Raw genomic sequence first — 13,508 nt, 5'->3', positions numbered from 1 at the left:
TTCGAGTGCAGGTCTATGCCACAGAATTTCATCACGGCCTCCTCACAGCAAAAGACAATGTTCGCACTTTGAATTTTGCGCCTACTCGGGAGTGAGGAGGCCGGCTAGATGATTCTCAGATTTATTTGTGTTGCAGCGTCACTGGGGTAAGAATAAATCTGTCCCCTTATCGCTCAATCAAGAGAGCACAACCCGGCTAGTGGCACTACCTGCAAGTTCCGTCAGAAATGTAAACTGGGGGCGGGAGCCTCAGCCAAAGTGGCAACTGCAGGCAGTGTAAAGTGGAAGTCGTCAGTGTCGCCCGCTTCGCTCACTGGGACGGGCTAAAGCCCGCTCTTTAACTAAACGTTGAAAAATAGTAGAGGCAAAATGCAAGAACTTGATCATGCTCTTGAAGCAGTAAAAGACGAAGGCTCGTTCTTGGCTTTCGTCAAAGCGCTGGTTGCTGATCGTGAGCAGCACGAGGGAAAAACAATAGACGAAGTTGGTTTCGTAGAGGACTGGGCGAATAACAGTATATCAAGCTTTCTTGAGTCTGCAGTTTCATGGGCAGAAGATTCAAATTTTGGCGTCAATCAAGAATCAGAGCTAGCCAAAAACAAATGGAAGCAATTCGCTGTTTTTCTTTATTGCGGAAAAATATACGAGTAACTAGTTTTTCTAAGTTTATACTGCAATTAATTTTTATTACGCTATCTGGTTTGATAAATAAATAAAAGTCAAAAATGCTTTAACGGATCGCTCGGAAAGGGGGCAGATTTATTTATGGCACAGTGCTGTTGGTCTAAAATAAATCTGTCCCCTTATCGTCTTTTAACCAAGCGTTAGGCATTCATAATGGAAAAATCACCATTCCGGAAGTGTGGATCGAGATCCCGGACGGCCAGTCCATGTGCGCACTTATCAACGGTGAGTGGGGATGGTTGATGTACCTAAGGTATAGCGGGGACGCGGGCTTTAGCTCACGCAGCACTAATTATAAAGGGCCGACAGAATCAACTATTGAATATCGGCTTAATAATGGTCAGCACGACGAATACCCAGCATCGTGGGCCTACCCTGTTGATGTAATTGAGCACGCACTGCATTTTTTTCAAGCACAGCAAACGCCACCTGCGTTTATTCATTGGCACAATGATTCAGAAGATGGCGTTGAATTGGAGTACAAAAAAGCTAACAGCCAACTATAACTATATAGCTTGATAAGTGGTTCAAATCGTTCGCTTCGCTTTCTGGGACTGGCTAAAGCCTGCCCCTTAACCAAACGTTAGGTGAAATGATAAATGACCGTCGGATACGAACTCGTAAATTTCACTCGTCGTGAGGTGCTCACATTCACGCACATACCGGCGTCCACGAAATTAGAGCTTGCAGGCAATGCTGCAGCAGCAGCGATGAGCACCTGGTACATGCTGGAATGTGCAGGCGACCAGATGGCATTTGTGTCGGACACTTATGGAGAGTGGCCATTTCCCGGCGGAAGCTCGTCTGATGTTGCGTCCTATGTGGACGTTACCGATCGAGTAGTAGCTGAGTTGGTCGGTGCCGGTATTCTCAAAGATCTTGGGCGGAAGCACTACTCCGATGACCTGACCGAATATACGAGAGTCTTAAAGAATGTCTGGTTACAGAGCTAACACCCCATCTAACAATTCGTCCAGGTCCGTTTATCGAATAACTCCAACGAAGTCATGCCAAACATGTTTGACTCAGCCGACATAAAAGAAGCCCACAAGTATTCCATTCGGCACCGCGGCGAGCTCAAAGATAGCGAGACCTGCGGCTGCTTTTATTGCCTTGATATTTTTGACTACAAAAACATCGAAGACTGGATCGATGATGGAGATACTGCTTTATGCCCCAGTTGCGGAATTGATTCGGTAATTGGTCTGTTTCTGGGTTTCAGATTAACCGCGAATTTCTTTCTGCCATGAAGAAACATTGGTTCTAGCTATGGCGCAAAGCATAACAATTGGTATATGGACTCTCCCCACAAGTAGTGAGCAAAGCTTTGCTTTTTGCACCTGTCGTCAGCGCGGTTGCATTCGTATATCCGGCCTGTTTTGGGCTATTGCGCCTTGGCCATTCTGTAGTTCGCGCAGCGGGGGCCAAGCGTTCAATCGATCCCTGGGATCATCATTGTTATCGGCCTTGCTCCGCTGCAGGACTCGCCTGTTCCGACAGTGCTGCTGCTCACCACAACCACTGGAAAAGGGCACAGATTTATGGCGCAGCGCCACTGGTCTAAAAATAAATCTGTCCTTATTTCAATCTTTCCCCTTATTTCGAGATGATCGCTAAATGAAAAACCGCGGCCTACCCGCGGTTTTTCCGTTTCAGATGATGCAAATTTTTTTCAATACGCCCGCATTGGCGCTGCGTAATGTGCCTCACTCGATCAGCAGTGAGGTAGGTGTGATGAAAAGTCTGTATCTGTCCATGGCGGCGTTCGCGCTGGCTGCTTCCATTTCACCCGGGCCGGTCAATCTGGTGTCGCTGAGCACGGGGGCTCGCCATGGCCTGCCGGTGGCCATGCGGCATGTCGCCGGGGCGACGCTGGGCTTTACGTTGCTGCTGGTTCTGATTGGCCTTGGGCTGCATCAGTTGCTGGTGCTGTTGCCCTGGCTGACGACGGCGATCCAGTGGGCTGGCGTGGCCTTTCTGCTGTATCTGGCCTGGCGGTTGGCGGTCGATAACGGCGCGTTGCACAGCGCTGAAGGCGGGCCAGTTGCGTCCTTTGCTGGCGGTGCGCTGATGCAGTGGCTTAACCCCAAGGCGTGGCTGGCAGCGATTGCCGGCACGGGTGCTTTTGCCGCCGATGGCGATGCGGGGCGGGTATGGCTGTTCGCGGCGATCTATTGCGTGGTCTGTTATTTGTCGCTGGCTTGCTGGGCTATTGCCGGGACTTGTTTGCAGCCGTACCTGCAGGCGCCGCAGCGGGTGCGGGTTTTCAATCGGGTGTTGGCGGGGTTGTTGGTGGCCAGTGCGGGGTATCTGGTATTGGCGTAAGCCGTTAGAACCTGGTCACGATCTTTATGCTCATGCAGAGGCAACTACAAGACAGAAGCTGACTTTCAGCGACCTCGTGGGAGCGGCTTTAGCCGCGAGTTCTTGCGATGCGAGAGCTGGGCATGCCAGCGTTTTCGCGTTGTTCATACGTTCGGTTCCGCTCTGTCGAGCGGGTTTCTTTTGGCATCGCCCCAAAAGAAACCAAAAGGTCTAGCCCCGACATACGGCCCCAGTTCGCTGGGGTTCCCTCGCTCCATCATTGTTCCGAGGGTCCGCCGCGAAGGGCCATCCTTGGCCCATCGCGGCTCTCGCGACATCCATGTCGCTCAACCCTCTCCACAACGACTCCGCTCGGCCTCCTGAAGGGGCGATTTGGTGTCACCTGCTAATTGTGTGGCATGAGGAGTACCAAAAAGGCAAAGCGGCCGACCTGCCACTTCCACCACTTATAGCTGTAAAAATCGGCGAGCCTGGGTTGAAAGATTATGAGCAGCTTCTTGGAGCGCCACAGAACCGTAGCCCGTGGTTGAGCGTAGCGATACCCGTGGGCATCTTCGCGGGTGATTCTTGGGTATCGCTGCGCTCAACGCCAGGCTACGGTTGCTTGTCACTAGCCGCGATACTGGCCGGGCGTGGCGGCGAGGAGTTGTTTGAAGGTGCGCTGGAAGTGCGCCTGGTCGGCGAAGCCGGCTTCCTGGGCGACTTCGGCCAGGGCCGCGCCGCTTTTCAGGCGGGCGTGGGCGAACTGGATGCGGCGGTTGAGCAGGTAGGCGTGGGGCGTCAGGCCGTAGCGCTGCTTGAAGCCGCGAATCAATTGAGATGACGACAGCTGCGCCGCTTCGCACAGGGTATCGAGGCGCAACGGCTCGCCGCAGTGCTGCTCGATCAGCTCGGCGGCCAGTTCCAGGCGCGGGTTCAGGCTGTCGTCACGCTCGCCCTCGAGCACCAGCCGCTGCAGCGCCAGGCCGAAGAATGCCTCGGCCTCGGCGCGCTTGTCGGCGATGCTGGCCGATGGATCGAGCAGGCTGCGCCGCAATGCCAGCAGGCCCTGATACAGCTCGGCATCGTCGCTGGCGATGGAGGCGAAGCGCTGGAACGCGGGTACGTCGGTAAAGCCCTGGGCATGCTGCAACTCGCCCAGCCAGTGCGGGTCGACGTAGCACATCAGGTACGACCAGGGCTCGCCGTCAATGGGGTTGCAGGCGTGCACGTCGCTGGGGTTCATCAGCACCACCGTGCCCTGGCTCACCTGGCGATCCACCTCGCGGTTGCTGAAGGTGCTTTGGCCGCTGGTGATCGCGCCGATGGAAAAGAACGCGTGGCTGTGCCGTCCGTAGCAGACCTGGCGGCCATCCTCGATGGAGCGCAGCTCGATAAAGGGCAGGGCGGCGTCGCGCCAGAAGTGGGGGCAAGCGGGGCGAGCGTCCATGCAGTCTCCGTTCAGCGCGGGTAGAGCGGCGGCAGCTGACCACCGTCCTGGCCGTTGTCCTGGTTTTTTTCCGCCGCCGGCAGTTCGCCGATGGCCTGCCACAGCTGCTTGCCTTGCCAATGCTGGCCGGCTTCGCTGTACAGCGCGCCGTTGAGACCGTCCAGCGCTTCGGACAGCGGCGCGAAGCGAGCGGCCATGTCGGCCAGGGTTTCCGGTTGCTGGCGTGCCCAGGCGTCGAGGGCCTGGCGGGTGGCCTGGCTGTCGTTGGCCAGGCAGGCGCGCTTGAGGTCGTCGAGCAGGGTGCGCGGGCTGGGGCCGACTTGGGCGCTGCGTTGCACGGCCGGCTGGCTGCGCGCGTGCCACCAGAGGCCGAAGCCGAGCAGGGTGGTCAGCGCCAACAGCATGGTGCTCAGCTGCCAGGGCCACAGCAATACGTCGCTGGCGGCGCCCTCGCGCGGGCGGGTTTCCACCGGCTGCTCGACGCTCAGTGCCGGGTCGGCGGCCACTTTCAGGGTGCGCGCCGGCAAACTGCTGTGCTCCAGGCGATCCTCGTGGGTGTTCCACCACACCACGTCCACCGCCGGCAGCTCCAGAGTGCCGGCATTGCTGGCGACCAGCGCCTCGCGCTCTTCACGGCTGCCGATAACGCCGCGCTCGCTGCTCTCGTTGGTCAGCTGCGGCTGATCAGGGTAACGGCGCAGGCCTTCCATCTCGGTTGCCGGCAATGGCGGCAGCTGGGCGCTGGACAGCCCGTCGGCCTTGAGCATCAGGCTGCGCGTCAGCGAATCACCGACCTTGATTTCGCCCGGCTCTGGGCTCCAGGCCTCGGCCAGGCTCAGGGCACGGGCCGGCAGCCAGGGCGCATCGGCCGGGTAGTCGGCCGGCTTGGCCTTCACGGTAAGCGGAATCTCCGGTGAGCGCACCCGGGTGACCTTACCCGGGCGCGGGCCGAACGGCGTGTAGCCGTTGCGGCTGCTGCGGTCGGCAAGGGTAGCGCTGAACACCTGGCTGGGGATGGCCAGCTGGCCGCTTTTCTGCGGGAAGATGGCGTAGCGCAGCTCGATCACGCCGTGGCGCACGCCGCCGATGTCCTGCTCGTAGGTGCGCGGCTCGCCGAGGGATTCGACCCGCGCATCGGGGATTTCCAGCTGTGTGAGGCTGCTGTCGTCGTACAGCGACACCGAGTGGTAGATGCGCAGGGTCAGTACGCTCTGCGCCTGCACGTAGACGCTCTCGTGATCCAGGCTGGCGTCGATGAATATCGGCGCCATCTGCTCGTCGCTGTTCTGGCTGGTGGCCTCTACCACATGCAGGCTGACCGGCTGGCTCTGGGCGTCGCCCAGGCGCAGCGGCGGAATCACCACGAAGCCGCTGTGGCGCGGTTTGAGGGTGACGATCCAGCGGGTGCTGGCGCGCGCCTTGCCTTCCAGGCTGGTCAGGCGGTTGACCTGGCGGGTGCCGAGCACGTCGAACAGCTCGTTGAGCGGGGTCAGGTCGGGTTTGCCGAATTCGGTGGCGTCCGTCGATTCGAGGGTCAGGTCGAGGCTTTCGCCCAGGTTCAGCCGGCTGCGGTCGACGCTGGCGGTAAACTCCTGCGCGCTGGCCTGCCATGCCAGCAAACAGAAGAGCAGGGTGCAGAGCAGGCGGGTCATCGGGCTTGTTCCTGACGCTGTTGCTGTTCGTACCAGAATTTGCGGCGCAGCAATTCGCCCGGGTCATCGGGAATTTGCCGCAGCCATTGTTCCAGAGCCTGGCGCCGCTCGCCATCGAGCGGCGTATCGGCTTCGGGGGCTGCTTTTTCAGACGGCGCGTTCTGCGTCGGCTCGGCCTTGTCTGCAGGTGCACCTTCGCCGGTCGGGTTCGGCTGCGGCTGTTCCTGGGCAGGCGGCCGCTGCTCCTGGGCGGTCGCTGGCTGACCCTGGCCTCTCTGCTCGTCTTCGCTGGCGGCCGAGGATTGGCCGGGCGGTTGCTGCTCATCCGGCTTGTCGTCGGGCTGCGGGTCTTCGCCTTCGTCCGGTTGCTCGGCCTGCTTTTGGCGCTGACGCAGCAGTTCCTCGACCAGGGCCTTGTTCTTCGCGGCCTGCTGCAACTGCGGATCGATTTCCAGGGCGCGGTCGTAGGCGTCGATGGCCGCTTCCAGCTCGTTGCTGCGCGCCAGGGCGTTACCGCGGTTGTAGAGCGACGGTGCGCTGTCGTCCTTGGCGAACTGTTCGGCGGCCGCTGCGTAATCGCCGGCCTGGTAGAGTGCCATGCCGCGCCAGTGCGGGTCCTCGAAGCGCTCGGCAGCTTCCTTGGGGCGGCCGGCGTCGAGCAGACGCTGGCCCTGCTGGTCGGCGCGCAGCCAGAGGTCGTCGAAGCTCATCGCCATGCCGGTTTGCGGAGTGCCGAGCAACAGCAGCGGCAGGCACAGCAGCCAACCGCGGCGGCCGGCGCAGGCGGCCAGCAGCAACAGCGGCAATAGCAGCCAGTAACCCTGGTCGGCCCAGCTGCGCAGTTGGGTCTTGTGGCCGTTGTCGCGCAGCGCCTTGGGACCGTCGAGCAGTCCCAGGCTGCGCAGGTCGCGGTCATCGAGGCTGATGCTGCGGTACTGGGCGCCGGTATCCCTGGCGAACTGCCGCAAACCACTGACATCCAGGCGCGGTATGAGGATGGCGCCTCGCTCGTCCTTCATGAAGGTGCCGTCTTCCTGCATGATCGGCGCGCCCTCGCTGCTGCCCACGCCGAGAATGCGTAGATTTTTGCCGCGGTTGCCGAGCAGTTTGGCGATGGCGCTGAACTCGCCTTCGTCCAGGCCGCTGGTGATCAGCAGCAGGCGGCCCTGGCCCTGTGCGCCGTTCTTGAGCAGCTCTAGCGCCCTTGCCACCGCCAGGTCGGCGCGCTTGCCGGGCTCGGGCATGATCGACGGTTTGAGGGCTTCGAGCAGGTTGCGGCTGGTGCCTAGGTCATCGGACAGCGGCACCAGGGTGTGGGCGCTGCCGGCGTATACCACGATGGCGGTCTGCGCGTCACCGCGCGCCTTCAGCAGGTCGAGCAACTTGCGACGGGCCTGGGCCAGGCGGTTGGGCGAGGCGTCGCCGGCGAGCATCTGCGGGGTCAGCTCGAGCATCACCACCAGCGGGTCGGCCGGCTTGGCATCGTTCTGTTCGATGCGCTGCCAACTCGGGCCGACCAGCGCCAGGGTGGTCAGCAGCCAGGCCAGTACCAGAATGATCAGCGGCAGGCGGCTGCGCCGGCCGCGGCCGCCGCGCAGCAGGGCAGCGTGAAAGGCCGCCGGCAGCAGGGCCTGCCAGCGGCCGCTGCGGGTTTCCCGGTGCGCCAGCAACCACAGCAGCCAGGCCAGCACGGGCAACGCCAGCAGCCACCAGGGGCGCAGCAGGTGGGGCAGATAGTCGCTCATGGTGTCTTGCGCCCCACACGTTGTGCGGCGCTCAAGGCCTGCTGGCGCAGTTGAGGCCACAGGCAGCGGAACACCAGCAGCAGGCTCAGCAGCAACGCGGCGGCCAGCGGCCAGGCGTACAGCGCCTGGGCCGGGCGCGCCAGTGTCGGTTGCTGGGCCACCGGCTCCAGGCGGTCGAGGGTCGCTTCGATGTGCTGCAGCTCGCGCTGATCACGGGCGCGGAAGTATTCACCGCCGGTCAGTTCAGCGATGGCGCGCAGGCTCGGCTCGTCCAGGTCCAGGCTCGGGTTCATGCCGAAGGCAGCGAAGTTGCCACCCTGCTGCGGGTCGGAGCCGATGCCGATTGGGTAGATGGTCACGCCTTCCTCGGCGGCCAGGCGGGCGGCGGTCATCGGTTCGATCTGCCCGCCATTGTTGGCGCCGTCGGTGATCAGCACCAGTACGCGGCTGTCGGCGGGGCGCTGACGCAGGCGTTTGACCGCCAGGCCGATGGCGTCGCCGAGGGCGGTGTTCTGCCCGGCGATGCCGATCACCGCTTCGTCGAGCCAGGTGCGCACGGTCTGCCGGTCGAAGGTCAGCGGCGCCTGCAGGTACGCCTGGCTGCCGAACAGGATCAGCCCGACGCGGTCGCCGGTGCGGCCGTCGATGAACTCGCCGATCAGCTGCTTGACCAGCGTCAGACGGCTGACGTCCTCTTCGCCCAGGCGCATGTCGGCGTAATCCATGGAGCCGGAAACGTCCACGGCGATCAGCAGGTCGCGGCCACTGGCCGGCAGTGGCAGGGGCTCGCCGACCCATTCCGGACGGGCCGCAGCGATCAGCAGGAGCAACCAGAGCAGGGCGAAGTGCACCTGTTTCTTCCAGGGCGGCAGCTGCAGGCGGGCGCGGCGCCCGGAGAGATTTTCCAGTTCGCCGAGAAAACTCACCTTCAGCGCCGCTTCGCCGCTGTCGGCGGCCGGCAGCCACAGGCGCAGCAGCCAGGGCAGCGGCGCGAGCAGAAAGATCCACGGCCAGGCGAACTCAAACATGCTTGCGGATCCAGGTGGCGACCGCCTGGTGCAGGCCCTCGATGGCCTTGTCATCCAGGGTGCAATGCGGCTTGTAGGTGCCCTCGACGAGGATCATCCAGCGCGTCAGGCCGGCGGCCGGGCAGCGGTTATCGAGAAACGCCAGCCAGGCGCGGCTGCTCAGGGTATGGCTGTGGCTGTCCGGGTAACGCTCTCGGCACAGGCGCTTGAGCAGCCCGTTTAGCTGCTGCAGCCAGGGGCCGGCCGGGGCGCCGTCATAGGGTTTGCTCAGGCGTTGCAGCTCCTGCAGGGCTGCCTCACGCATCGGATCCAAAGGCTGTTCGACAGCTTGCTTGCGGCGTGGCCGTGGCAACCGCGGCACCAGGCGCCAGGCGCCCCACAGCAGCACCGGGAGCAGGGCGGCGAGCAGCCACCAGCCGGGCGCCGGTGGCCACCAGTTGATGGCGGCCGGGGCGATTAGCGGTTCGAGCTGGTCCAGCGGGTTCATGCGGACCTGCCGGGGCGCAGGTTGTTGAGGTGCTCGTGCAACTGCTCGACCAACTCCTGGCCGGTGGACAGCGACAGCAGCGGCACGCCGAGCTTGTTGGCCAGGCGCTGCCAGCGGGCGCGGCGCGCCTGGGCCTGGTCGCGGTAGCTTTGTTGCAGGTTGGCGTCTTCGGTATCCACATCCAGCTGGGCGTCGCCTTCGCCGAAGCGCAGCAGGCCGGAGGCGGGCAGGGCGTGGTCGAGCGGGTCGGAAACTGGTAGCAGCAATAGGTCGGTGTGGCGGGCCAAGAGCATCAGCTGCTGTTCGCTGCTGTCGCCCAGGGTGCGTTCGTCGCAGAGGATCACCACCAGGCTCCCGGGGCGTAGCACTTCCCGGGCTCGGCGCAGGGCCTGGCCGAAGCTGTCGCGCACCAGCGGCGTGTCGGCGGACAGCGCCTGGTTGGCGCGTGCCAGGCGGCTGAGCAGTTGCAGCAGGCTTTGCTTGCTGCGCCGCGGTTTGATTTCGTGGTGGTCCTGGCCGCCGAAGACCAGCCCGCCGATGCGGTCGTTGTGGCCCAGAGCGGCCCAGCCGATCAGCCCGGCCGCGCGGGCGGCGAGCACCGACTTGAACATCAGGCCCGAGCCGAAGAACAGCTGGCGGCTCTGCTCGACTAGCAGGTAGATGGGGCGCTCGCGTTCCTCGTGAAACAGCTTGGTGTGCGGCTCCTGGGTGCGTGCCGTGACGCGCCAGTCGATGGTGCGCACGTCGTCGCCCGGCTGGTAGACGCGCACCTGGTCGAAGTCGACACCGCGGCCACGCAGCTTGGAGTGGTGCAGGCCGATCAGCGGGCTGCGACGGCCCGGTGTGGAGAACAGCTGCACCTCGCGCACCCGGTGGCGCATGTCGATCAGTTGCTTGAGATCGGTACGGATGCCCGCCTGCAGCTCAGGGTTATCCGCATGCGAAAGCATCAGGCTACCGCGACCACGTCGAGAATGCGCTGGACCACGCGGTCCTGGTCGATGCCCGAGGCCTCGGCTTCGAACGACAGGATGATGCGGTGGCGCAATACGTCGAACAGCACGGCCTGGATGTCCTCGGGGCTGACGAAGTCGCGGCCGGCCAGCCAGGCGTGGGCCCGCGCACAGCGGTCCAAGGCGATGGAGCCGCGCGGGCTGGAGCCGTGGGCGATCCATTCGGCCAGCTCGGCGTCGAACTTTCCGGGGGTGCGCGAGGCCATCACCAGTTGCACCAGGTATTCCTCCACCGCATCGGCCATATAGAGGCCGAGGATTTCCTTGCGGGCGGAGAAGATCGCCTGCTGGCTGAGGCGGTGATCGGGTTTGGTCTCGCCGTGCAGCGCTTCGCCGCGGGCCTGGGCGAGGATCTTGCGTTCCACGCTGGCGTCGGGGAAGCCGATCTTCACGTGCATCAGGAAGCGGTCGAGCTGGGCTTCGGGCAGCGGGTAGGTGCCTTCCTGTTCGATGGGGTTCTGGGTGGCCATTACCAGGAACAGCGGCGACAGGTCGTAGGTGCTGCGGCCCACCGATACCTGGCGCTCGGCCATGGCTTCGAGCAGTGCCGACTGCACCTTGGCTGGCGCGCGGTTGATCTCGTCGGCGAGTACCAGGTTATGGAAGATCGGCCCTTGCTGGAACACGAAACTGCCGGTTTCCGGGCGATAGATCTCGGTGCCGGTGATGTCGGCGGGCAGCAGGTCGGGGGTGAACTGGATGCGGTGGAATTCGGCTTCGATGCCTTCGGCCAGTTCCTTGATCGCCTTGGTCTTGGCCAGGCCGGGAGCGCCTTCGACCAGCATGTGGCCGTCGGCGAGCAGGGCGATCAGCAGGCGATCGATGAGCTTTTCCTGACCGAGGATCTGGCTGGCGAGAAAGTGGCGAAGAGCGAGCAGCGCGTCTCTGTGTTCCATGGGGCTGTCCAGATGCGAATCGCGAGCGACGAACCCCGCTCGTCAGGGCCGCCCATGATAATCGAAGGCAGGGGCGTAAGCCATGCGGGGCTGCCCGGCCTGTGACCGGGTTGCCAGCCGGCCAGCGCCGCGCGCGGCCGGCACTGCCTCAGACGATACGGAACTGGCCGGCACTGTGGTTGAGCGCCTCGACCTGGCGCGACAGGCCCTGGGTGTGTTCGTCCAGGCTCAGGCGCAGGGTCTTGGTCTTGCCGGTGTGCAGGTTGATGTCCTCGACCTTGGCGGCGATTTCCTCGGTGGTGCAGGAAATCTGCTCGATGGCCACCACCACCTGGCTCATCTCGGCGCTCAGGTGCTCCATGGAGCCGGTGATGCCGTCGATGGCCTGGGCCACTTCGCCGGAGCTGCGCTCGCCCTGGGTGGCGAGGTTCAGGCCGCTGGTCATCAGTTGGTCCATCTGCTGGGTCTGCTCGCGCAACTCGTTGACGATCACCGCGATATCGGTGGTGGCCGCCACCGTCTTCTGGGCCAGGGAACGCACTTCATCGGCGACCACCGAGAAGCCGCGGCCGGCCTCGCCAGCACGGGCTGCTTCGATGGCGGCGTTGAGCGCCAGCAGGTTGGTCTGGTCGGCCAGGCCGTTGATCACGTCGATGATGCTGGTGACCTTGGTGCTCGACTGGGTAAGGGCGCTGACCTGGGCGTGGGTGTCCTGGATCAGCTGCGAGAGGCGGCGCATGTTGTCGGCGCTGGCATTGATCACCGAAGCGCCGTCGCGCGCCGACTGGTAGGCGGCCTGGGTGGCGTTGCCGACATCGGTGGTGCGCTGGGCCATTTCATTGACCGTGGCGGAGATCTGCTGAGAGGCCGAGGCGGCCTGTTCGGTCTGCATCTCCACCTGGGTGCTGTTTTCCTCGAGGCGACGCATGGCGTCGTTGAGGTAGTGGTGTAACTGGTTGAGTTCCTTGTTGCCGTCCAGCACCTGGCGAATCACCCCGGCGATGCCCTGGGTCATCTGGTTCGAGGCGCTGCCGAGCTGGTTGAATTCGTCGCGGTGGTTTGCGCCGACGTCGATCCGCGCAGTCAGGTTGCCCGCCGCGACCTGGGCGAGCAGGCGGTTGACCCGGTCCAGCTGCGCCATCAGCAGGCGCGAGGCGCGGCCCAGGGTCAGTAGCATGAAGGCCGAGACCAGCACGAAGGTCAGGCCCATCATCCAGCGTGCGGTGCTGCGCGCCTGCTCGGCCTGTCGGGTGGCGCCCGTCAGCACGGTGTCCTGCAGGTGCTTGTTCTGCGCCTCGATGCTGGCCTCGATCTGCTGGCCCTGCTGCTGCAGCTGTTTCTCGCTGGCCACGATCTGCTGGATCAGCGTATCGGCTGCGGTGAAGTTGTCGGTGAAGGCGCTGGATGCTTTGCCCACCCGGCTTTCTTGCCATTCCAGATCGACGATCTGCGCCTGCAATTTGCCCAGTGCCGCACGCACGCCGTCGGCGTATTTGGCATCGAAGGTGGACAGGTAATCACGCTGGTTGCTCAGCGCCTCGGCAATCGATGCCTGGATCAGGCTGATGCTGACCCGCTCCAGCTCCTTGCCGCTTTCCGCCAGCTTGGCGCGCAGGCCGCTGAAGGGCGTCAGGCCCAGTGCGTGGGACTGCTTGAGCCAGTTCTGCTGCACGGCGATGTCCTGTTGCAAAAGCTCATCCAGGCGCCGGGAGCTGTCGAGCAGGGTGGCATCGTCGAGCAATTCTGCGCGCTGTACGTATTGGCGGGATAGATCGCCGAGCGCGGTCAGTGCGGTCTGGAACTCGGCTTCGCCATCGGGGGTGAGCTGGCGGCGTTCGGCGTTCAGCTTCAGCCACTGATTCATCAGCGTGGCTGAATCGCCTGCGTAGGCGGTGGCGCGTTCGCGGGCCTGCAGGGCGTTGTCGAGGGTCTGGCTGGCCCAGAACGAAGCCGCCGTCATCAGCGCCAGGCTGGACAGGGTGATAAGGATAAGAAGGCGAAACTTCTGTTTCCAGGAAAGGAACAGTGACATGGCGGGTGTCCAGGTTGGCTTTATTTTTATTGACGCCAGACTTTAGGCGTTGTGCCAGCACAGCGCAAGAGGGTTGTACGATGTCTGCTATGGGGCGGGCAGCGTGAACGAAAATGTCGCTGCACCGCAAGCGTGCACTGCCACCGCCTCGTTAAGCTCGTGCGGCGCCTGTGACCGGCGCGTCATTTGTACAACGGGTAGCGTTTGCAGGTAGCCG

General features: G+C 63.1%; 13 protein-coding genes. 5 read left to right on the top strand and 8 right to left on the bottom strand.

Annotated features, from left to right (window positions below; genetic code table 11):
* Nucleotides 1-369: 369 nt before the first annotated feature.
* The 5 genes from QZ853_RS00725 to QZ853_RS00705 all read left to right on the top strand — a co-directional run bounded on the left by QZ853_RS00725 (nt 370) and on the right by QZ853_RS00705 (nt 3,009).
* Nucleotides 370-651, top strand: a complete 282-nt coding sequence (locus QZ853_RS00725) for a hypothetical protein (protein ID WP_147178127.1) — start codon at nt 370-372, stop codon at nt 649-651.
* A gap of 209 nt (nt 652-860) precedes the next feature.
* Nucleotides 861-1,190: an Imm1 family immunity protein gene (locus tag QZ853_RS00720; protein WP_295569941.1), complete on the top strand. Its 330-nt coding sequence runs from the start codon at nt 861-863 to the stop codon at nt 1,188-1,190.
* Between the two features lie 93 nt (nt 1,191-1,283).
* Nucleotides 1,284-1,637, top strand: a complete 354-nt coding sequence (locus tag QZ853_RS00715; RefSeq protein WP_288354855.1) for a hypothetical protein — start codon at nt 1,284-1,286, stop codon at nt 1,635-1,637.
* A 63-nt stretch (nt 1,638-1,700) separates the two neighbouring features.
* A complete protein-coding gene (locus QZ853_RS00710) occupies nt 1,701-1,934 on the top strand; it encodes a cytoplasmic protein (protein ID WP_295569937.1) in 234 nt (77 codons plus the stop codon).
* Nucleotides 1,935-2,301: 367 nt separating this feature from the next.
* A complete protein-coding gene (locus QZ853_RS00705) occupies nt 2,302-3,009 on the top strand; it encodes a LysE family translocator (protein WP_295569935.1) in 708 nt (235 codons plus the stop codon).
* Between the two features lie 610 nt (nt 3,010-3,619).
* Here the strand turns inward: QZ853_RS00705 and QZ853_RS00700 are convergent.
* From QZ853_RS00700 to QZ853_RS00665, 8 genes are all read right to left on the bottom strand, one after another.
* Entirely contained in the window at nt 3,620-4,438 is an 819-nt protein-coding gene (locus QZ853_RS00700) for an AraC family transcriptional regulator (RefSeq protein WP_147177802.1), read from the bottom strand.
* A gap of 11 nt (nt 4,439-4,449) precedes the next feature.
* The gene (locus QZ853_RS00695; RefSeq protein WP_147177800.1) at nt 4,450-6,090 is read right to left on the bottom strand and encodes a BatD family protein; all 1,641 of its coding nucleotides are present in this window, start codon (nt 6,088-6,090) and stop codon (nt 4,450-4,452) included.
* A complete protein-coding gene (locus tag QZ853_RS00690) occupies nt 6,087-7,835 on the bottom strand; it encodes a VWA domain-containing protein (RefSeq protein ID WP_147177798.1) in 1,749 nt (582 codons plus the stop codon). The genes QZ853_RS00695 and QZ853_RS00690 overlap by 4 nt, the downstream gene beginning before the upstream one ends.
* Nucleotides 7,832-8,863, bottom strand: coding sequence for a VWA domain-containing protein (locus QZ853_RS00685; RefSeq protein WP_147177796.1), 1,032 nt, complete (start codon nt 8,861-8,863; stop codon nt 7,832-7,834). Before QZ853_RS00685 ends, QZ853_RS00690 begins: the two co-directional genes overlap by 4 nt.
* Nucleotides 8,856-9,350, bottom strand: coding sequence for a DUF4381 domain-containing protein (locus QZ853_RS00680; protein ID WP_147177794.1), 495 nt, complete (start codon nt 9,348-9,350; stop codon nt 8,856-8,858). Before QZ853_RS00680 ends, QZ853_RS00685 begins: the two co-directional genes overlap by 8 nt.
* Nucleotides 9,347-10,300, bottom strand: coding sequence for a DUF58 domain-containing protein (locus QZ853_RS00675; RefSeq protein WP_147177792.1), 954 nt, complete (start codon nt 10,298-10,300; stop codon nt 9,347-9,349). Before QZ853_RS00675 ends, QZ853_RS00680 begins: the two co-directional genes overlap by 4 nt.
* The gene (locus tag QZ853_RS00670; protein ID WP_013790950.1) at nt 10,300-11,259 is read right to left on the bottom strand and encodes a MoxR family ATPase; all 960 of its coding nucleotides are present in this window, start codon (nt 11,257-11,259) and stop codon (nt 10,300-10,302) included. The genes QZ853_RS00675 and QZ853_RS00670 overlap by 1 nt, the downstream gene beginning before the upstream one ends.
* Nucleotides 11,260-11,407: 148 nt before the next feature.
* Nucleotides 11,408-13,291, bottom strand: coding sequence for a methyl-accepting chemotaxis protein (locus tag QZ853_RS00665; protein ID WP_295569923.1), 1,884 nt, complete (start codon nt 13,289-13,291; stop codon nt 11,408-11,410).
* Between the last annotated feature and the right edge of the window lie 217 nt (nt 13,292-13,508).

It is taken from the genome of uncultured Stenotrophomonas sp., assembly GCF_913778665.1.
GTDB lineage: Bacteria > Pseudomonadota > Gammaproteobacteria > Xanthomonadales > Xanthomonadaceae > Stenotrophomonas.
Note: the sequence above shows the minus strand (reverse complement) of the source record. Positions and strands in the feature narration are given on the sequence as shown.